Raw genomic sequence first — 18,374 nt, 5'->3', positions numbered from 1 at the left:
AAATTGCCCAAGGACGCAACGGTGCGGAAATCGGGAACCTGCGACAAACCTTTGTGTGACCGATGCACCACATCACCAGCACCGGACAAAGACCTGTGCGCGGAACACGCCAAAACCTACGAGCAATGGAAGGGGCCGCGTAATGGCTGATCGCCCAATATTATTTTCAGCGCCGATGGTTCGGGCTTTGCTCGATGGGCGCAAGACGCAGACGCGGCGTATCATTACCACCACGGGCAAGGATATGGCGCCAGGTCAGATCCTCATCTTTGAGGGTCCGCGCTTTGGCGGCACAGCCTATCGGTTCGCGCCGCGCTTCGCGGTAAGCGACCGCCTCTATGTGCGCGAGGAGTGGTCAACACATCCAAGCGTTGACCCGATGGCTCCGCGCGACCTTGGTGTCGGCACGCCGGTCTATTACCGGGGGACCTACGAATGGTCGCCATCGGACACCATCGGCTCACCGTTCGGCCGCCGTCGCGCTGGCATGCACATGCCCCGTTGGGCCTCCCGCCTGACCCTGACCGTGACTGACGTTCGGGTGCAGCGGTTGCAGGACATCAGCGAGGAAGATGCGATCGCTGAGGGGGTATCCTGCTACATATGCGGCACTGGCCCGATCGATGGCACATCCGAACATGACTGCGGATGTTTCCACAGCAAGGATTTGGCGATCCCGTCCTATCGCTACCTCTGGGATATGATCAACGGCATTGATGCTTGGGACGAAAATCCTTGGGTTGTCGCGGTGTCGTTCGATGTTCGAAAGGGGAATATCGATGGCTAAGGCCCGCCCCTACGCCACCGAGGCTGATTTAGTGCGTGATTTCTTGGCACAACTGAACCGTAAGAACGGCGACGGCAGCAAATGGACCGTATATGCGGAAACCGCTGATTGGGACCTGCTTATGGTCCATAAAGACGGTTTCCAGCTTGGGCTTGAGGCGAAGCTGAGCCTTAATGCCAAGGTCATTGATCAAGCACTGGACCAGCAGCACAGCACCTGGCGAACACAGGGCCCGGATTATCGTGGTGTCTTGGTTCCTTCTGCTGGGCTGCAGCGCCATTTGACCCGGATATGCAAGGCCGTTGGTATTGGCATCGTGACGGTGGAACCGATGGAGCGCGGTGTTTACCGTAGCTTCGGGCTTCCATCGGAGTCCTATGGGCCTGACTGGCCGAACTGGCTTCCGGCTGAGCGCTGCCCGCTTCCGGACTATATTCCTGATGTCGAAGCAGGTCACGCCTCGCCGGTGAAGCTGACGGAGTGGAAGATCAAGGCCATCCGGCTCATGATTATTCTGGAGCGCCGTGGTTATGTCACCCGCGCGGACATGAAGGCTATCCAGATCAGCCCGTCACGATGGACCGATGCCTATCAAGGTTTCCTCGCCAAGTCTGAGCATGGTTATGTCCGGTCTGAAACCACGCCAGATCTAAAGGCGCAGCACCCCGTCAACTATGCCCAAATCGAGGCTGAGTTCGACCAGTGGGGCAGGCTCATGGCGCCGGACCTATTTGCCGACCCTGTCGCCAATCTGTTTGGGGAGATCGCAAATGCCTGAATACACCGCCAACGCCCAGCAAGTCCTACGCAATGGCGAGCATTTTGCCGACACCCATAGCGCTGCTGATGCGGCGGAGATTGTGCGGGCGATGCAGGCGCGGCCCAATATCGTTGCATGGCTCGAGCGCAAATCCACGGAGCGGAACCGGAGCGCCTATTTTCGGCGGCTGCTCCGCATGCTCGCTGACGATGTTCGGGCCTGTTTCGACGAGCCGGATGAGGCGGCACCGGATGGCGAGCGGAGCTATTACAATCAGGAAAGGGCGGCAAATGGCTGACAGGACCTCTATCGAATGGACCGACGCCACCGTCAATTTCTGGTGGGGCTGCACCAAGGTCGGTCCGGGCTGCGACGGGTGCTATGCTGAAACCTGGTCGAAACGCTTCGGCGGTGGTCTTTGGGGCGTGGGTGCGCCGCGCCGGAAGATCAAAGGTGCGGTCAAGCTAATCCACAAGCTGGACAATGATTATTCTTGGTGGGCGGCCGATGCCCTGATCGGCAAGCTCCATCCCAATTGGAGGCGACGCGTCTTCATCCAGTCCATGTCGGACCTGTTTGACAATGAGGTGCCGCTGGAGTGGTTCGCGGAGGCTTGGCAGCATATCGAAGCCTGCGATCGGCTCGAAATCCAGATCGTCACCAAGCGGGTTTCCATCGTGGAGAAGCGCCTTGCTGCGATCGGTAAGACATGGCCCAGGCATGCCGGGCTCATCATTTCGGTGGTCAATCAGGAAGAAGCGGACCGAGATATTCCGCGGCTCATCGACCTGAAGCAGAGGCTGAGCATTCCTTGGGTGGGATTGTCCATGGAACCGCTGCTTGGGGCGGTGGTTCTGAAGCCGGAATGGCTGGCAGCGCTGGATTGGGTCATTTTGGGCGGGGAATCTGGCGCGAAGGCCCGGCGGATTCATCCGGAGTGGGCGCGGAGCCTGCGGGACCAATGTGCGGCGGCCGAGGTGCCGTTCCTGTTCAAGCAGTGGGGGGAGTGGCTTCCGGCCAATCAGGTATTAGATTCCGCCAGAATTGCCGCAGCATCGCGTGGAATCACCTATTTTGACGACGCCCTCTATACCTATCGAGTCGGCAAGAAAGCCGCCGGCCGCCTGCTGGATGGCGTCGAGCATAATGGGTTTCCCGGCGTGGGGCAGGAGGACGCGACCAATGCCTGAAGTCCTAGACCGCCCCCACGTCAAGTTCGTCCGCTGGATCGCCACGGTTCACTACCGAACCGAAAACGGTCTCGTCGACGTCCAGCATGACATTGAGGAGCTGGAGGACCTGCAGGACCTGGTGGAGCGCGGGCCGAATTGGGATGCCATCGACCATATCCATATCGTTCGGGCCGATGGGGTTGAGCGGAAGCTGACGGTTGAGGAGGCGGAGAGGCTATGACAGCCGCCGCGCGCATCAGCCAGGCCGACATGGAGCGTGCCGTAAAGGCCGTGAAGGCTGGGGGCTACGAGCGCGCGCGAATCGTCATGGATTTGGAGAAGCAGCGGATTGAGGTCATCATCGGCGAATCGGAAGAGGTAGCGCCTCCTGCCGCTGATGACTGGCGGCGCAATCAGCCACTTTACTCAGGACAGGGATAACCGTCATGCGCCGCAAGGGACTCGCCTATACCAAGACCGTCCGCGCCAAGGGCAAGGTCTATGTCTATTTCGACACTGGCGAGAAGGACGCGCGCGGCAAGGTGATCTACAAGCCGCTGCCCAGCCCGTCCGACAAGTCGTTCGGTTCGGTCTATGCGGCGATGCTTGGCCACCGGGAGAGGCGGACAGAGCATGGCGCCCTGACCGTCAAGGCGTTCGTCGAGCAATATCATGCCAGCCAGAAGTTCTTGAAGCTCCAGCCATCCACGCAAAAGCTGTATCGCATCTATCAAGGCCGCTTTGCCGACATGCTGCCGACGGCCCCAGCCGATCGAATAGAGCGGTTGGATATTGTCACCTTGTTCGATCGGATGTCGTCCAAGACACCGGGCGCGGCCAACATGCTCATTGCTTCGGTTTCAGCGCTGTATCGGTGGGGACGGCGCGCGGGGCTGGTCACGAATCGGCCAGCGGATGACATCGACGAGAACGACCTTGGCGAGCATGAGCCCTGGCCCGATGAATTGTTGCGCGCTGCGCTGGAAAGCGATGATCCGACCGTTCGCATGGCGGTGCATCTTCTCTACTACACGGCGCAGCGGATCGGCGATGTAGCGGCAATGCGCTGGTCGATGATCAGCGACGGCGTGTTGACCATTCGCCAGCAGAAGACGCGCAAGGACATGGTGATCCCGCTACACCCGGCACTGTGCCGCGAACTTGATAGCCGGGATAGGGACTTGCGGACGATCTTGCTCAATGATGACGGCAAAGCCTTCAATGAAGGAACGTTGCGGCGCGTGATCCAGAATTGGGCAAAGGGGCGGGGGGTGAAGATCGTCCCCCACGGCCTTCGCAAGAACGCGGTCAATGCGTTGCTGGAGGTCGGCTGCTCTGTCGCCCAGACTGCGGCAATCAGCGGGCAGTCGCTCAGGATGGTCGAGTATTATGCTCGACGCCGCAGCCAGTCATCTCTTGCCCGTTCGGCCATGAAATTATGGGGCGGAACAGAAATGGAACTTTCAAACGGTATGGAAAACTCTTCGGAAAAAGGCGGAAAAGCGTGAGTTGTCGTTTAGGGCAAATTAACCACGCAGCCCTAAGGTGCAATTATGACTGCCCGCAATCATCAGCCGAATGGAGGAGGAGCCGCCCAGTCCAACGGCGTTTTTGCGCCGGGCGGACATGACGCCGCGCATCTTAGCCGTCATCTGCTTGATCTAACGGATCTTTTCCGCGCGAACGACCGAAAGATGCCGGACGCGATGGTGACGGAGATGCGGCGCCATCTGGAAGGTTGCGTAACGACGGTCGAAACAGGCATGCTCCTGGCCCTGCGCACCAAGGCGGGGGAGGTGGCGTCGCTGTTGCCTGATGCAGTCGAGACTCTGGGTCACGGCTATAGCTGGCGCACGCTTCAACTGCACCCGGCCCTGGCAAGCCCGGAGCTTGTGTCCCACATGCGTCACCGGGCCTGTATTTCGATTCTGGCGCGCAACGGCGGCAGCCTTGCGGTCGATGGCCCTGCAGAAAGCAGCCTTTCCTGGTTGCTTGACGATCCTGACCGGGCGATTGCCGACACCGCGCTTGCCCTGTTCCTTACTGAGAATCGGTGGGCCGAGCCCGATCAGGAGTTCGTGCTGGTCCGCGCTGACGTGCCTGCCGAAATTTATTCGGACCTGATCTGGACAATTGCCGCCATCCTGGCGGGAGCGCTAACCAGGACAGGCATAGCGTCCTCTCGCAAGATCGACACCTTGCTGGGTGAGATCGGCATATCGATGCTGCGTCAATATGACGAAGAAAAAGGCCCGTTTGCGCTGGCAGCCAAGCTGGCGCGACTGATCAGGGACAGGCGGGACGTGGCGGAGAGCCAGACTCAGGCGCTGCGCCAACAGCGCTATTTGCTGCTGATGGCCTTCGTATCGTTGAAGCAGGACGTGCCGATGGATCGGCTGTTCGCCCTTTTATGCAGCGAAGACCCCGAATTGTTGCTCGCGATCATGCGGCGGCAGGACATGGAGGGGGAAGAGGCAAGCCGCTTGCTGCTGGATTTGCAGATGGTGCGGGGGGATTTGACCGACTCAAGGCTCATTGATCTCGCCCGGCAATATGGCGCGCTCGACAAGGAACAGGCGAACAGAGAGTCCATGGCTGTTCTCTTGCCCCAAACCTACCGCGACAAATCGGCGATGCTTTATGGCGTCGGCTTGCCGGGCCGGAGCGCCAAATGACCGCTCTGCCTGCAGGGCATACATCTATCCAGGCCGTTGTCAGCGCTCAAGGAGAGCTGGTGTCGGCCGACCCCTTGCTCATGAACCTGCAATTACGCGCAGGCGGAGAGGAAGGAGGACCGCTTGCGATTCCCCAATTGGCCGCGCTCGCTAGGTTGGCATTGCGGCTCAATACGCTGATTTCCCGTCCGGTTCTAGCAGCCGACCGAGACGTCGACATCGACATGTGGGTTCGGGCCCGGCCGGACCATGGCATGGTCACATTGACAATCCTGGACTGGAAAGAACGGGACGTAGAGCCGCAAAGTCCGGTCATCGAGCAGGAACGGCAGTCGGATCTGGTAAGGGCCGCCGAAGGATGGAACTGGCGCATCGATAGTGAATTGCGCTTTCTTGCAATGCCCCGGATCGCCCCTGTGACCAATGGGGAGAATTGGCCGGAGGCGGGAACGCTGCTTACCTACTTCTTCAAACTGGAGGAAGGCGAAGACCATCATTTCCCGATCCTGAAGGCCATGGCCGACCGGGTGCCGTTTCTCGATCAAAAAGCAACGGTGCGCGACCGCCCGTTGGAGCGATACGTGCTTTCAGGATTTCCTATTTTCGACACGCACGGCGGCCTGGTGGGCTATCGCGGCAAAGCTGCCGCATATTCTGGCCCGCCATCGGCCAACGGCACTCCCACGCCCGAACATGGAGCTTATGCCCATATGTTCGGTCAGCGACTGGACCGAGCGCTGCGCAAGCCGCTCGGGCGAATAATCGCCAATGCTGAGACTATTAGCGGTCAGCTTCAGGGCCCTTTGCGGCGGGATTACGCCAATTACGCCAGTGACATTGCCGCTGCGGGCCGGCACCTGATGGAACTGGTCGATGACCTGGCCGATTTGCAAGCCATCGAGCGTCCCGACTTCAATCCGGTAATGGAGGATGTCGACCTGGCCGATATTGCCCGACGCACGGTGGGGTTGCTGGCGGTAAAAGCATCTGATCGCAAGATCAGGATCGAGGCGCCAGGTCCGGACGAAAGCCTCCCTGCAACAGGGGAATTCCGGCGATCATTGCAGATTCTGGTCAACCTGGTGGGCAACGCTATCCGCTATGCGCCCGAAAACTCCGTTGTCTCCATTCGCTGCGAACGCGACGGTGAATGGGCCAAAGTCAACGTCACTGACGAGGGGCGGGGCATAGCGCCCGAAGATCAAGAAAAAATCTTCGACAAGTTCGAACGGCTAGGGCGGGATGAGGCCGGGGGAAGCGGCCTGGGCCTCTACATCTCGCGCAGGCTCGCCCGAGCCATGCAGGGCGACGTCACCGTCCAAAGCGCGCCGGGAGAGGGGGCCCGGTTTACGCTAAGCATGAAAGCCCGCGGCGAAGGATAAGCTGTGGGGCAGCTGTCGGCTCTTGGCCAACTTGCTTGGCCGCGTGCACAGAACTTTCGCCTTGGGGTGGCTAAGCGACAGTCAGCTTTCGGGGCAGATGCATCGACAAACCGCCGTTCGCCTCCCGTTAGCCTCAAAAATTTATGTCCACTAACTCCATAAGGTCAAAGATTCTCTAGCGTCTGCAATGGTCGATTGCCGAATCTAATCATCGCCAAAACAAAAACGGCGCCCCAATAGGGGGCGCCGCTTTCTTCATGCTTGCCGTTCAGCGTTGGGTGATCGGCGTATAGTCGCGTGCCGCCGGCCCGGTGTAGAGCTGGCGCGGGCGGCCGATGCGCTGGGCTGGATCGGAGATCATTTCGTTCCACTGCGCGACCCAGCCCACAGTGCGGGCCAGCGCGAAGAGCACGGTGAACATGTCTGTCGGGAAACCGATCGCAGACAGGATCACGCCGCTGTAGAAGTCTACATTGGGATAGAGCTTCTTTTCCACGAAATAATCATCATTGAGCGCAATCTGCTCAAGCTCGCGGGCGACGTCGAAGATGGGGTCCTTGACACCCAGTTTGTCCAGCACCTCGTTTGCCGTCTTCTGCATGACCTTCGCGCGTGGGTCGTAATTCTTATAGACCCGGTGCCCGAAGCCCATCAGGCGGAACGGGTCGTCCTTGTTCTTGGCGCGTGCGATATATTCAGGAATGCGATCAACCGATCCGATCTCCCGAAGCATGTTGAGCGCCGCTTCGTTGGCGCCACCATGCGCCGGACCCCAAAGGCAGGCAATGCCGGCTGCGATGCAGGCGAAGGGGTTCGCTCCTGAAGAACCTGCCAGGCGAACAGTCGAGGTCGAAGCATTTTGTTCATGATCGGCGTGAAGAATGAAGATCTTGTCCATCGCCGACTCGACCACAGGATCCACCTCATATTCCTCCGCAGGGACCGAAAAGGTCATGCGCAGGAAATTGCCGGTGTAGCTCAAATCATTGCGCGGATAGACGAAGGGCTGGCCGATGGAATATTTATACGCCATCGCCGCAATTGTTGGCATTTTTGCAATCAGGCGGTGGCTGGCGACCATGCGCTGGTGCGGATCATTGATGTCCGTCGAGTCATGATAGAATGAGGAGAGGGCGCCCACCACGCCGCACATAATCGCCATCGGGTGTGCATCCCGACGAAAACCGCGGTAAAATGTCGATAGCTGCTCATGCACCATCGTGTGCCGGGAAATGGTCTGCGTGAAGCCCTGCAATTCCTGCTGCGATGGAAGCTCACCCCTCAGCAGGAGGTAGCAGACCTCCATGAAACTGCTCTGTTCGGCCAATTGCTCGATAGGATAGCCGCGGTGGAGCAGCACACCTTCATCACCGTCAATATAGGTCAGGGCCGATTCGCAGCTGGCGGTTGAGGTGAAGCCGGGGTCGTAGGTGAACATCCCGGTATTGGCATACAGTTTTCGGATGTCGAGCACATCCGGCCCAACAGACCCCGACAAGATCGCATAATCCTGTGACTTTCCGCCAATGTTCAATGCGGCGTCGCGTTCACCCATTTTTTTCTCCATCCAATCGTCAGCCCGTCGTTACCGTTCCGCGTCCGACAAGCGCCCTAGCGTCTCTTCTTTCCCAAGGAGAAAGAGGACGTCGAAAATTCCCGGTGAGGTGGTCCTGCCCGTTAGCGCTGCGCGCAGGGGCTGAGCCACCTTTCCAAGGCCAGTTTCCGCTTCCTCCGCCACACTCCGCACTTTTTCTTCAAGCTTCGCTATCGACCATTCCTGCACGTCCGACAGCGATGCCCGGGTTTTCCCGATGAGTGCGCGAGCCGGCTCATCTAGCAAAGCTTTCGCCTTCTCGTCGAGATCAAGTGGACGATTTTTAAAAAGGAAGGTGGCCGCGTCAGCTAACTCATTGAGATCCTTGGCCCTTGGCTTCAACGAGACCATCGCTTTGGCCAACAAACTGCCTTCCTCCGAGGTCAATTCTCGACCCAATAGCGTTTTCGTTCGAGGCGCGACCAGTTGCGCGAGACGCACGTCATCTGCCTCGCGAATATAATGACCGTTTAGATTCTCGAGCTTCTTCAGGTCGAAACGAGATGGCGACCGACCCACGCCGTCCAGATCGAACAGCTCAACGGCCCTCTCTCGAGAAATGAATTCCTCGTCGCCATGGCCCCAGCCCAGCCGAAGGAGGTAATTGGAAAGGGCCTCTGGAAGCATGCCCATTTCGTCACGATAGGCATCGACTCCCATTGCTCCGTGGCGCTTGGACAGCTTTGCGCCATCGGCACCATGGATCAGCGGCACATGGGCATAAATTGGTTCCGGCCAGCCCATTGCGCGAATGAGCGCGAGCTGGCGGAAGGCATTGTTAAGATGATCATCGCCGCGAATGATATGGGTGATGCCCATGTCATAATCGTCGACAACCACGGAAAGCATATAGGTCGGCGAACCGTCCGATCGCAGCAATATGAAATCGTCTATTTCGGCATTTTGTACCGTCACTTCACCTTGCACGCGGTCGGCAATCGTCGTTTCGCCGTCGGTTGGCGCTTTTAACCGGATAACATAAGGAGCACCTTCTGGTGCTTCGGCAGGGCTCCTGTCCCGCCAGCGTCGGTCATAGCGGATCGGCTGCTTGGCCGCGCGCTGCGCCGCGCGCATCTGTTCCAGTTCCTCTGCCGTCGCATAGCAACGATATGCCTTGCCTTCTTCCAGCAATTGCTTCGCTACCTCAGCGTGCCGCCAAGCGCGATCATATTGGAACACCGCCGGTTCATCGCCCGCCAGGTCCAGCCATCCAAGACCGTCGAAAATGGCGTCAATTGCAGCGTCGGTCGAACGTGCGCGGTCCGTATCCTCAATGCGCAGAAGAAATTTCCCGCCATGGTGCCGCGCGAACAACCAATTGAACAAAGCGGTCCGTGCCCCGCCGATATGCAGATAGCCGGTCGGAGAAGGGGCAAAACGCGTGACGACGCCCTTATTCTCGATTGTTGCGCTCACGCACTAATTCCTCAATAAGCCCGGCTTCAGACATCCTGCCGCAGATATCGGGGATGACAGGCCAGAATGACCGGTGACGCCCCTAGCATGGCTTTTGAGGTTCCACAAACCCCCCGATGGGTGAGCGCGGGACTGTTTTTTCGCGCCATATCGCACCAAGTTGAAGACTGGCTGGAGCGGGAGAGAGATCATGTTGCCCTTTGGCTTCCGGTAGGGCTTGGCATTGGCATAGCGGCCTGGTTTTCCTTACCGGTCCCCATGGCTTGGCTGGCCTGGATCAGCGCGTGCCTGGGCCTTGCGGCGTTGGCCCTTCTGCTGCCGTTGGAAATGCGGTTCGGTCGCATCCTGCTGGCGGCCGGACTGCTGGGCGCACTGGGTTGTGCCCTTGTCTGGAGTAAGTCGGAAATCGTTGCCGAACCAGTGCTCAAGCGGCCGCAGTTCACGACCTTTAACGCTCTCATCACTGATCTGCAGCCAATGGGTGGGCGTTCGATGATACGCGTTATGTTGCAGCCTATCGACAGACCTGACCTTCCTCCAAATGTACGGATCAATATTGCCGACAAGGACGCCCCTCAGGGACTGACCGAAGGAAACCGGATAAGTCTTCAGGCGCGACTCATGCCGCCGGCGGACCCCGCTGTTCCAGGTGCCTATGATTTCTCCCAACGGGCTTGGTTTGATGGGATTGGGGCCACAGGACGCGCGTTGCCGCCTATTGTGTTGCTTGGGCGCGCACCGGGAGGCGGCCCTCCTTCGCTCCGTCACGGGCTCTCAGCTCATATTCAGCAGAGGGTGGATGGCGGGGCGGGGGCTATTGCCGCTACGCTGGCGACCGGCGACCAAGGCGGGATCAGCGAAGAAGACGCAGAAGCCATGCGTCGGAGCGGCCTGGCCCATTTGCTGTCGATCAGCGGCCTTCACGTCACTGCCCTGGTCGGCGGCGTGATGTTCATCCTTTTCCGGATGATGGCTCTTAGCCCTCGGCTGGCGCTTCGTTGGCCACTACTGCTGATCGCCGCTGGTGCAGGCGCCATCGCCGGAATTGGATATACATTGCTGACCGGAGCCGAGGTGCCTACCGTCCGGTCCTGTGTGGCGGCACTGCTCGTGCTGGGCGGCCTAGCGCTAGGGCGGGACGCAATCACATTGCGCTTAGTGGCGGCGGGGGCGGTCTTCGTACTGATATTTTGGCCAGAGGCTGTGGTAGGACCCAGCTTTCAGCTGAGTTTTGCTGCTGTCGTTGCGATTGTGGCTCTGCATGAGCACGCCGGTTTTCGAAAGATAGTGCAGCGGCGAGAGGAAGACTGGCTGCTGGTGCGGTTGGTCCGGGGTTTGGCTGCCCTCTTCCTTACAGGTGTGGCTGTTGAAGTGGTGCTTGCTCCCATTGCGCTATACCATTTTCATCAGACAGGTCTTTATGGCGCGTCGGCCAATATGATCGCTATTCCTCTGACGACGTTCGTGATCATGCCGCTAGAGGCATTGGCACTTTTCCTGGACATTGCGGGACTTGGCGCCCCGGCCTGGTGGCTGGTGGGGAAAGCGCTGAGCCTGCTTTTATGGGTTGCGCATTTCGTGGCAAGTCGGCCCGGAGCGGTAGCGATGCTACCCGTATTTCCGGGGTGGGCCTTCGGTCTTGTCGTGGCGGGCGCGCTTTGGGTGAGCCTGTGGCGAACCGGCGCGCGCTGGTACGGCCTTGCCGCGATAATGCCCGGACTGGCTGTAATGCTGATGTCACCCGCCCCCGACCTGCTGGTGACGGGCGATGGACGACACATGGTTGTTAGAACCGGCGATGGCGGCCTGGCGTTGTTGCGAGGGAAGGCCGGTGATTACGTACGAGACATGCTGAGCGAGAATGCCGGGTATGACGGAGACCTGACCGAAGTCGCTAAGTTGCCAAATTCCCGTTGCAGTGCGGACATGTGCGCCGTCACGACCAGTGCAGACAATCGGGATTTGCGGATATTGGCCACGCGCAGCGGTTACTTGCTTCCATGGCGGCAACTTGCCGCACAATGCAGTGAGGCCGATATTGTGATTAGCGATCGCAAATTGCCACGAGGTTGCATTCCGCGATGGTTAAAGCTCGATCGCCCGTTTCTGCGGCGGCATGGCGGTGTCTCGGTGAGCTTTGAAAAGCGCCAAGTGCGAACCGCGATCGATCCTCAGGATCGACATCCCTGGCGAGCCGTTCGGTGACCACATTGGGCCAAATTAAATAGAAAGCCTTGCAGGGACAGCAGTGTAGGGGATGGGGATCTCGCCGTAAGAAGCGATCCAAAAGCCCCGATCAATTATACCGGCGCAGCAGTCCGGCCAATTTGCCCTGCACCCGCACCTGAGAGGCATTATAAACCTGTGGCTCATATGCAGCGTTTGCTGGATCGAGCCGAACGCGGGGACCGTCCCGATGAAAATATTTGAGCGTAGCCTCGTCTTCGTCAATAAGGGCCACCACAATCTGTCCGTCGCGCGCCACTTCGGTCCGCTGGATAAGTGCGAAATCGCCGTCCAATATCCCTGCTTCAATCATCGAATCGCCCGCCACTTCGAGCGCATAATGTTCGCCCGAACCCAGTAAGGCTGCCGGCACGGACAGCATATTGTGGCCTTCAAGAGCTTCGATGGGCACACCAGCGGCGATACGGCCATGTAAGGGGATATCGATGACGTCATTCGCGGCGATCGGGATTTCCGGAAGCTTGGGTGCAGTCTCAATGATGACCGGCTTTGCCCGGTCCATGCCTTCGGCAAGCTTCAACACTTCCAACGCACGCGCGCGGTTGGGTAGGCGACGGATGAACTGCCGTTCCTCTAAAGCGTTTACGAGACGATGAATTCCAGATTTGGATTTCAGGTCAAGCGCTTCCTTCATTTCCTCGAAGCTTGGCGAAACCCCGGTTTCCTCTAGCTTGCGATGGATATAACAAAGCAGTTCATGCTGCTTGGGCGTCAACATGGCGGACCCCTTTTTGTGGAACGGACAGGGAACGTATAGGAAACGAATCAAGGCTCGTCAAGCTTGCGGTCGGGCTGGGGGAAGCCGGGCACCAAGCTCATCGCCAAGCCCCATTGGGCAAGGAAGGCGCTGACCTTCGAGGCCGCGCTGCGCCCCGTATTTGCGCCCGGCGTTTAATGGTGGGGAGGGAATCTCTATACAGATCTACGCCAAAGACAGATGCTCGACTTCTTCGGCTGAAGTCCGTCTCGATCGCAGGCCTTGCAGGCAGTGGAGGGGCTGGCGACCAACAAACCTGGTGCAGGCCATGTAAGAAGAGGTGGGAGCCGGAACGACCCGCAGCGAATTCGTTGTGGCTGCTTCCGTCAGGACCTGACCAAGTTGGCGAGTGCTACGTCCGCCCGACTCCCGCGGGCCATATGGGGGATTTGAGGCGAGGGTGCAAGGGGGCGCAAAGTCCGCTGGCCATGCGCTTCCACCTCGACTAAAGAGCCTGCCGAATATGCATGTTTTGGCTAATCCTACGCGGTTTCTATCCATTGGGCGGCCCTTGACCCCTTGGCTGTTCTGGGGCGGCTTATCGCTGCTTCTGATCGGCACTGCGGCGGGGCTGTTCTATACTCCGGCAGACTATCTTCAGGGGGATAGCGTTCGAATCATGTATGTCCACGTGCCTGCTGCATGGCTTGGCATGGGGGGATGGACAAGCCTGGCGATTGCCAGTCTGATGCAGATCGTGTGGCGGCATCCGCTCGCTGGAGTGGCTGCACGGGCGATTGCGGTTCCAGGCGCACTGTTTACGGCGATCTGCCTCGCGACAGGGTCGATATGGGGGCGGCTTACCTGGGGCACATGGTGGGAATGGGACGGGCGGATGACCAGCATGCTGGTGCTGTTGTTTCTGTATCTGGGCTATATCGCGCTCGCCAATGCAAGTAGCGGCGAAGGCCCAGGCAACCGAGGTAGCGTCAGCAGGGTCACGGCAATATTCGGCCTTGTCGGGGCGATCAATATTCCGATCATCAACCGCTCGGTTGTGTGGTGGAACAGCCTGCATCAAGGGCCGAGCATTACCTTGTCGGGGTCGACAATCGATAGCTCGATCCTGTGGCCGCTGTGGTTTACGGTGCTGGGCTTCAGCCTTCTCTTCGGTGCAATCGTCTTGATGCGAATGCGGGCGCTGCTGGCGCAGAACAAGGTTGAGGCGCGGCTGCAAAGGCTGGCGCGGGGGTAGGATTGCACGTGAATCACTGGCTTTTCATCATCGCGGCCTACGGGCTGACCTTCATTGGCACGGGCGGCGTATGCCTATGGGCTTTTGTCACGATGCGCCGGGCGGAACATCGGTCTCGCCAGATCGCGCGGGAGGGTTGAGCCAGTGGCGATGAAGGCGAAGCATCAGCGGTTGATCCTCGCGCTCATTGCGCTCGTCGCACTGGTTGGTGCCGGGTTGCTGGCGGCGTCCGCGCTGAAGGACGAGGCCGCCTATTTTTACGCCCCTAGTGATGTGAAGACCAAAGGAGTGGAGCCCGGAAAGGCGATTCGCCTGGGCGGCATGGTAATCCCGGGAAGTTTAAAACGGGAAGCGGACGGGGTGACTATTCGCTTCAACGTCACGGACGGCAAAGCTATTGTTCCGGCCAGGTTCAGCGGCATCGCACCCGATCTGTTCAAGGAAGGCTCCGGCGTTGTGGCGGAAGGATCGTTCGACCGCACGGGCACTTTCGTCGCCAGCAACCTGCTCGCCAAGCATGATGAGCGCTACATGCCTCGTGAGCTTGAGGGAATGAGCTACGACACCAAGACCCATGAGATGAAGGCGGAAAGATGAAAGGGCTCGTTATTCCTCCGTCACCCTCGGAAGGCTGGGATTCATTTTTCGACATTCGGATGCGCTGATGGATCAGGAGATGGGTTCCCGCCATCGCGGGAATGACGAGCTAATGAAATGGTTGGATGCCCATGATAGCTGAGGCAGGTCTCGCCGCACTTTGGCTGGCCGCGGCGCTGGCGGCGCTTCAATTCGGCCTTGTGCTTGCGGGCGTAAGGGGCGCGAAGGAGCAGCTGTTGACCGCCGTCCGGCCGGTGGCGGTTGTACAGGGATTGCTATGCGCTATCGCCTTCGGGTTGCTGATCCTGTTGTTCGTGCGATCCGACATGTCGGTGAAACTGGTGGCGATGAACAGCCATTCGCTGAAACCGATGCTTTACAAGATTGCAGGAACATGGGGCAATCATGAAGGCTCGATGCTGCTGTGGGTGACCATCATGGGCCTGGCGGGGGGGGCAGTGGCGCTGTTCGAGCGGATGCTGCGACGGGACACTCATATGGCCACGCTTGGCGCCCAGGCGGTGATCAGCCTCGGCTTCTATGCCTTCCTGCTGTTTTCATCCAATCCGTTTGAGCGGCTCAATCCGCCGGCGCAGGATGGACAAGGCCTCAATCCCCTCCTGCAAGACCCAGGCCTCGCCTTTCACCCGCCAACGCTCTATTTCGGCTATGTCGGCTTGTCCGTGGCCTTTTCCTTTGCCGTAGGCGCGCTGCTGACCCGCAATGTTGACGCGGCCTTTGCGCGAGCCATGCGGCCCTGGGTGTTGGCTTCATGGATATTCCTGACCCTAGGAATCACGGCCGGTAGCTATTGGGCTTATTATGAACTGGGCTGGGGCGGCTGGTGGTTCTGGGACCCGGTGGAGAATGCCTCGCTGATGCCGTGGTTGGCGGCGACGGCGCTGCTCCATAGCGTTACGGTGCTGGCGACCCGCGATGGGCTGCGCGCGTGGACGATCATGCTGGCGGTGGTCGCCTTTTCCATGTCTATGGTAGGAACTTTCCTTGTCAGATCGGGGATATTGACCAGCGTCCATGCCTTTGCGGTCGATCCGGAGCGCGGCAGTTTCATACTGGCGCTGCTGACGCTCTATATCGGTGGGGCGCTGGCGCTGTTTGCGCTGCGCGTGGGTACGGTAAGGGAGGGCAAACAGTTCGAGGCGGTCAGCCGGGAAGGAGCTCTGGTCGTCAACAACCTGTTGCTGTCGGCGATTTTGGGCATTGTGCTTATCGGCACTCTCTATCCTCTGGGCGTCGAAGCGGTGACGGGGGAGAAGCTGTCGGTCGGACCGCCTTATTTCAACACCGCCGCAGGGCCCTTGGCTCTGCTGATGGTCGTGATCATGGCGGCGGGCCCCGTAACGCGATGGCAGAAGGACAGGGCGGCTATCGTTGGCAAACGCCTGCTGATTCCGGCTGTTGCGACGGTGATCGGTCTCGCCCTGCTGCTGACGTTGGCGGCGGGCCATATCGGGGTTCTGCCGCTTCTGGGGTTGACCCTCGCTGGTGGAGTGGGCGTCGCCAGCCTTGCGCCTCTGTGGAAGCGTAATTTGCGCCGCACGCCGCTTTTTACCTGGGGTATGGTCATCGCGCATCTGGGTGTGGCCGTAAGTCTTGCCGGAATGGCGTCTGAAAGCGCTTTCAACCATGAAAAGCTCGTCGCTGCTCGCCCTGGAGACAAGGTTGAGATCGCCGGTTGGACGGTGACCTTCGACAGCATATCGCCGCTCGCCGGGCCCAATTGGACTGCCCTTGAAGCTGTCATGCATGCAAGCCGCGGCGGCGATGAGCCGGTGGAGATGCACCCGCAGGCCCGTTTTTTCCCTTCGCCGCCGACGCCGACAACTGAGGCGGCGCTGCTTACTCGCTGGGACGGCCAGCTTTATGTCGTGCTCGGGGAGCAGGTGGATGATGACCGGTGGCAGCTTCGCATCTGGTGGAAGCCGTTTGTGACGCTGATCTGGGCAGGCGGCATCATGATCGCGCTGGGCGGCGCACTGGCGCTGGTCGGAAGAGTGCGCAGGTCCTGGACGGCGGCGATCAGGAGAGCCTACGCATGAGCCGTTGGATATTGTGGGTGCCGCTGGCGCTGTTTGCAATTTTCTTCGCGATATTCGCGTCGGGAATCATCAAGCCGTCCGACCGGACGATTCAGTCCCGCATGATCGGCAAGCCTTTACCCCAATTCGCTCTTCCAGCCGGGGTGGCGGAACGGCCTGGGCTGAGGAGCGCGGATTTCGCCCGGGGCAAGCCGCGGCTGCTCAACATTTTTGCAAGTTGGTGTGTTCCCTGCGCAGCAGAAGCGGCGCAGCTCGCGACATTGAAAGAGGCAGGCGTGAAGATTGACGGGGTGGCGATCCGCGACAGTCGGGAAGACCTTTCCCGTTTTCTCGGCCGCTGGGGCAATCCCTATGCCACTATCGGGTCGGATGTGGACAGCAGTGTGCAAATCGCGCTTGGCTCCTCTGGCGTGCCGGAGACATTCGTGATCAATGGCAGGGGGCTTATCGCCTACCAGCATATCGGCGAGATCCGCGAAGAGGATGTGCCAATACTGCTCCAGAAATTGCGAGAGGCGCGGTAATGGCTGCTGTTACCCTGTTGTCCTTGGAAAAACAGGAACTCCGCTTCTTTTTGGTCGATTTTGTCAAAAACAGCTGGGTCCGTGTCTTGGCAGGTACGATGGCGCTGCTGGTGATATTGGCTTCCACGTCCGCGGCCGCCCAAACGGCGGTGCCGCCAGCGCCCTATGCGGATCGTCAGCTCGATGACCCGAAGCTGGAGGCGCAGGCGAGCGCTTTGATGGAAACGATTCGTTGCCTCGTCTGCCAAAGCCAGTCCATTGCCGACAGCAATGCCAGCATGGCGGGCGACATGCGTTCGCAAATTCGGCAGCGTATCCTGGTGGGGGAAAAGCCCGAGCATATCCGCAAATGGCTGATCGAGCGCTATGGTGCCTGGGTGACCTATGAGCCGCCGCTTGAGCCGTTGACCTGGCCGCTCTGGGCTGCGCCGGTGCTGTTGCTTGCGGTCGGTTACGTGCTGCTGCGGGGGCGGCTGAAGCGTCGCAAGGGGAAGGATGGCCGGGCGTGAACGGATGGTTCATAATCGTCGTTCTGACGGCGCTGGCCGGCGCCGCCATAATCCGTTTCGGTAGGGCAGAGCGAGCGACTTTCGAACTGGTCGCCGCCGCATTGCTCATAGGACTTGCAGGCTATGCTTGGCAGGGAAGTCCGTCGCAGCGGGGTTTTCCCGTCAAGGTCGCTGGGCAGGACAGCGCCTTTGACGAAGATGTCGCAAAACAGCGCAAGGAAATGGGAGAACGCTTCAGCCAGGCCGGACAGTGGCTGGTGCTTTCCGATGCGTTCAACCGCCGCGGCAAGAATGAGGAAGCGGCGAATGTGCTGCGCGTGGGCTTGCGGCAATATCCCGATGATCCGAATCTCTGGCTTGGTCTCGGCAACGCGTTGATGGTGCACGGTGGCGGCGTGATGTCTCCTGCCGCTGAATTCGCTTTTCGGAGGGCGATCAAGCTTGCGCCTGAAATGCCTGCCCCCGCTTATTTTTATGGCCTAGCGCTGGCGCAATCGGGTCAGCCGCAACAAGCGGAGAAAATTTGGCGCGATTTGCTTAAACGCACTTCTGCCGATGCCGAATGGCGGGGAGACCTCGAAACTAATTTAGGAATATTGGAACGGTCGCTGAATGGCGGCGCTGCTCCCGCGCAAGGCGATAGCTCCCTGTCCGAAAATGGAACGGGGGCTCTGGAACAATGAGGCCTTGGGACCACTT

General features: G+C 59.5%; 20 protein-coding genes and 1 other RNA gene. 17 read left to right on the top strand and 4 right to left on the bottom strand.

Going from position 1 to position 18,374, the window contains the following annotated elements; translation table 11 throughout:
- Positions 1–142: 142 nt before the first annotated feature.
- From HNQ99_RS13025 to HNQ99_RS12985, 9 genes are read left to right on the top strand one after another with little or no spacing between them, the layout of a single operon-like run.
- Complete coding sequence (locus HNQ99_RS13025; RefSeq protein ID WP_184476310.1) at positions 143–787, top strand: hypothetical protein; 645 nt, start codon at positions 143–145, stop codon at positions 785–787.
- A complete protein-coding gene (locus HNQ99_RS13020) occupies positions 780–1,565 on the top strand; it encodes a hypothetical protein (protein ID WP_184476307.1) in 786 nt (261 codons plus the stop codon). The genes HNQ99_RS13025 and HNQ99_RS13020 overlap by 8 nt, the downstream gene beginning before the upstream one ends.
- Positions 1,558–1,845, top strand: a complete 288-nt coding sequence (locus tag HNQ99_RS13015) for a hypothetical protein (protein ID WP_184476304.1) — start codon at positions 1,558–1,560, stop codon at positions 1,843–1,845. Before HNQ99_RS13020 ends, HNQ99_RS13015 begins: the two co-directional genes overlap by 8 nt.
- The gene (locus tag HNQ99_RS13010; RefSeq protein WP_184476301.1) at positions 1,838–2,737 is read left to right on the top strand and encodes a phage Gp37/Gp68 family protein; all 900 of its coding nucleotides are present in this window, start codon (positions 1,838–1,840) and stop codon (positions 2,735–2,737) included. The genes HNQ99_RS13015 and HNQ99_RS13010 overlap by 8 nt, the downstream gene beginning before the upstream one ends.
- Positions 2,730–2,960, top strand: coding sequence for a hypothetical protein (locus HNQ99_RS13005; protein ID WP_184476299.1), 231 nt, complete (start codon positions 2,730–2,732; stop codon positions 2,958–2,960). The genes HNQ99_RS13010 and HNQ99_RS13005 overlap by 8 nt, the downstream gene beginning before the upstream one ends.
- Entirely contained in the window at positions 2,957–3,160 is a 204-nt protein-coding gene (locus tag HNQ99_RS13000) for a hypothetical protein (protein ID WP_184476296.1), read from the top strand. Before HNQ99_RS13005 ends, HNQ99_RS13000 begins: the two co-directional genes overlap by 4 nt.
- A gap of 5 nt (positions 3,161–3,165) precedes the next feature.
- Positions 3,166–4,227, top strand: a complete 1,062-nt coding sequence (locus tag HNQ99_RS12995) for a tyrosine-type recombinase/integrase (protein ID WP_184476293.1) — start codon at positions 3,166–3,168, stop codon at positions 4,225–4,227.
- A 45-nt stretch (positions 4,228–4,272) separates the two neighbouring features.
- Positions 4,273–5,394 carry a hypothetical protein gene (locus tag HNQ99_RS12990; protein ID WP_184476290.1) on the top strand — a complete coding sequence of 374 codons (1,122 nt, stop codon included), beginning with the start codon at positions 4,273–4,275 and terminating at the stop codon, positions 5,392–5,394.
- Positions 5,391–6,776: a sensor histidine kinase gene (locus HNQ99_RS12985; RefSeq protein ID WP_184476288.1), complete on the top strand. Its 1,386-nt coding sequence runs from the start codon at positions 5,391–5,393 to the stop codon at positions 6,774–6,776. The genes HNQ99_RS12990 and HNQ99_RS12985 overlap by 4 nt, the downstream gene beginning before the upstream one ends.
- Before the next feature lie 268 nt (positions 6,777–7,044).
- Here the strand turns inward: HNQ99_RS12985 and HNQ99_RS12980 are convergent, their stop codons facing one another.
- Both HNQ99_RS12980 and gltX read right to left on the bottom strand, forming a co-directional pair.
- On the bottom strand, positions 7,045–8,331 hold the full coding sequence (locus HNQ99_RS12980; protein WP_184476286.1) for a citrate synthase: 1,287 nt from the start codon (positions 8,329–8,331) through the stop codon (positions 7,045–7,047).
- A 30-nt stretch (positions 8,332–8,361) separates the two neighbouring features.
- The gene (gene gltX, locus HNQ99_RS12975; RefSeq protein WP_184476283.1) at positions 8,362–9,786 is read right to left on the bottom strand and encodes a glutamate--tRNA ligase; all 1,425 of its coding nucleotides are present in this window, start codon (positions 9,784–9,786) and stop codon (positions 8,362–8,364) included.
- 66 nt (positions 9,787–9,852) lie between these two features.
- Between gltX and HNQ99_RS12970 the strand changes: the two genes are divergently transcribed.
- Complete coding sequence (locus tag HNQ99_RS12970) at positions 9,853–11,991, top strand: ComEC/Rec2 family competence protein (RefSeq protein ID WP_246414951.1); 2,139 nt, start codon at positions 9,853–9,855, stop codon at positions 11,989–11,991.
- Between the two features lie 91 nt (positions 11,992–12,082).
- Here HNQ99_RS12970 and lexA read toward each other — a convergent pair whose 3' ends face one another.
- Positions 12,083–12,751, bottom strand: a complete 669-nt coding sequence (gene lexA, locus HNQ99_RS12965) for a transcriptional repressor LexA (RefSeq protein ID WP_184476280.1) — start codon at positions 12,749–12,751, stop codon at positions 12,083–12,085.
- 315 nt (positions 12,752–13,066) lie between these two features.
- Positions 13,067–13,164, bottom strand: an RNA gene (gene ffs, locus HNQ99_RS12960) — signal recognition particle sRNA small type.
- 89 nt (positions 13,165–13,253) lie between these two features.
- Between ffs and ccmC the strand changes: the two genes are divergently transcribed.
- From ccmC to HNQ99_RS12930, 7 genes are all read left to right on the top strand, one after another.
- The gene (ccmC, locus tag HNQ99_RS12955; protein ID WP_184476277.1) at positions 13,254–13,985 is read left to right on the top strand and encodes a heme ABC transporter permease CcmC; all 732 of its coding nucleotides are present in this window, start codon (positions 13,254–13,256) and stop codon (positions 13,983–13,985) included.
- Between the two features lie 8 nt (positions 13,986–13,993).
- Complete coding sequence (locus HNQ99_RS16790; protein ID WP_281376835.1) at positions 13,994–14,125, top strand: hypothetical protein; 132 nt, start codon at positions 13,994–13,996, stop codon at positions 14,123–14,125.
- A gap of 10 nt (positions 14,126–14,135) precedes the next feature.
- Positions 14,136–14,582 carry a cytochrome c maturation protein CcmE gene (gene ccmE / locus HNQ99_RS12950; protein WP_184476274.1) on the top strand — a complete coding sequence of 149 codons (447 nt, stop codon included), beginning with the start codon at positions 14,136–14,138 and terminating at the stop codon, positions 14,580–14,582.
- A 131-nt stretch (positions 14,583–14,713) separates the two neighbouring features.
- Positions 14,714–16,642 carry a heme lyase CcmF/NrfE family subunit gene (locus HNQ99_RS12945; RefSeq protein ID WP_184476494.1) on the top strand — a complete coding sequence of 643 codons (1,929 nt, stop codon included), beginning with the start codon at positions 14,714–14,716 and terminating at the stop codon, positions 16,640–16,642.
- Complete coding sequence (locus tag HNQ99_RS12940) at positions 16,639–17,166, top strand: redoxin family protein (RefSeq protein ID WP_184476271.1); 528 nt, start codon at positions 16,639–16,641, stop codon at positions 17,164–17,166. The genes HNQ99_RS12945 and HNQ99_RS12940 overlap by 4 nt, the downstream gene beginning before the upstream one ends.
- Positions 17,167–17,264: 98 nt before the next feature.
- Positions 17,265–17,675 carry a cytochrome c-type biogenesis protein gene (locus HNQ99_RS12935; RefSeq protein WP_184476492.1) on the top strand — a complete coding sequence of 137 codons (411 nt, stop codon included), beginning with the start codon at positions 17,265–17,267 and terminating at the stop codon, positions 17,673–17,675.
- Positions 17,672–18,358, top strand: a complete 687-nt coding sequence (locus HNQ99_RS12930) for a tetratricopeptide repeat protein (RefSeq protein ID WP_184476268.1) — start codon at positions 17,672–17,674, stop codon at positions 18,356–18,358. The genes HNQ99_RS12935 and HNQ99_RS12930 overlap by 4 nt, the downstream gene beginning before the upstream one ends.
- Positions 18,359–18,374: the final 16 nt, after the last annotated feature.

Origin of the sequence: Rhizorhapis suberifaciens (assembly GCF_014200045.1) — a bacterium.
Taxonomy (GTDB): Bacteria; Pseudomonadota; Alphaproteobacteria; order Sphingomonadales; family Sphingomonadaceae; genus Rhizorhapis; species Rhizorhapis suberifaciens.
The sequence above is the reverse complement of the archived record's forward strand: the minus strand, read 5'-3'. Positions and strand labels throughout refer to the sequence as shown.

Excerpts from the sequence above, each read along its gene's own strand:
- HNQ99_RS13025 (WP_184476310.1), top strand. The coding sequence starts at position 143 with ATGGCTGATCGCCCAATATTATTTTCAGCGCCGATGGTTCGGGCTTTG.
- HNQ99_RS13020 (WP_184476307.1), top strand. The coding sequence starts at position 780 with ATGGCTAAGGCCCGCCCCTACGCCACCGAGGCTGATTTAGTGCGTGAT.
- HNQ99_RS13015 (WP_184476304.1), top strand. The coding sequence starts at position 1,558 with ATGCCTGAATACACCGCCAACGCCCAGCAAGTCCTACGCAATGGCGAG.
- HNQ99_RS13010 (WP_184476301.1), top strand. The coding sequence starts at position 1,838 with ATGGCTGACAGGACCTCTATCGAATGGACCGACGCCACCGTCAATTTC.
- HNQ99_RS13005 (WP_184476299.1), top strand. The coding sequence starts at position 2,730 with ATGCCTGAAGTCCTAGACCGCCCCCACGTCAAGTTCGTCCGCTGGATC.
- HNQ99_RS13000 (WP_184476296.1), top strand. The coding sequence starts at position 2,957 with ATGACAGCCGCCGCGCGCATCAGCCAGGCCGACATGGAGCGTGCCGTA.
- HNQ99_RS12995 (WP_184476293.1), top strand. The coding sequence starts at position 3,166 with ATGCGCCGCAAGGGACTCGCCTATACCAAGACCGTCCGCGCCAAGGGC.
- HNQ99_RS12990 (WP_184476290.1), top strand. The coding sequence starts at position 4,273 with ATGACTGCCCGCAATCATCAGCCGAATGGAGGAGGAGCCGCCCAGTCC.
- HNQ99_RS12985 (WP_184476288.1), top strand. The coding sequence starts at position 5,391 with ATGACCGCTCTGCCTGCAGGGCATACATCTATCCAGGCCGTTGTCAGC.
- HNQ99_RS12980 (WP_184476286.1), bottom strand. The coding sequence starts at position 8,331 with ATGGGTGAACGCGACGCCGCATTGAACATTGGCGGAAAGTCACAGGAT.
- HNQ99_RS12970 (WP_246414951.1), top strand. The coding sequence starts at position 9,853 with ATGACCGGTGACGCCCCTAGCATGGCTTTTGAGGTTCCACAAACCCCC.
- lexA (WP_184476280.1), bottom strand. The coding sequence starts at position 12,751 with ATGTTGACGCCCAAGCAGCATGAACTGCTTTGTTATATCCATCGCAAG.
- ccmC (WP_184476277.1), top strand. The coding sequence starts at position 13,254 with ATGCATGTTTTGGCTAATCCTACGCGGTTTCTATCCATTGGGCGGCCC.
- ccmE (WP_184476274.1), top strand. The coding sequence starts at position 14,136 with ATGAAGGCGAAGCATCAGCGGTTGATCCTCGCGCTCATTGCGCTCGTC.
- HNQ99_RS12945 (WP_184476494.1), top strand. The coding sequence starts at position 14,714 with ATGATAGCTGAGGCAGGTCTCGCCGCACTTTGGCTGGCCGCGGCGCTG.
- HNQ99_RS12940 (WP_184476271.1), top strand. The coding sequence starts at position 16,639 with ATGAGCCGTTGGATATTGTGGGTGCCGCTGGCGCTGTTTGCAATTTTC.
- HNQ99_RS12935 (WP_184476492.1), top strand. The coding sequence starts at position 17,265 with ATGGCGCTGCTGGTGATATTGGCTTCCACGTCCGCGGCCGCCCAAACG.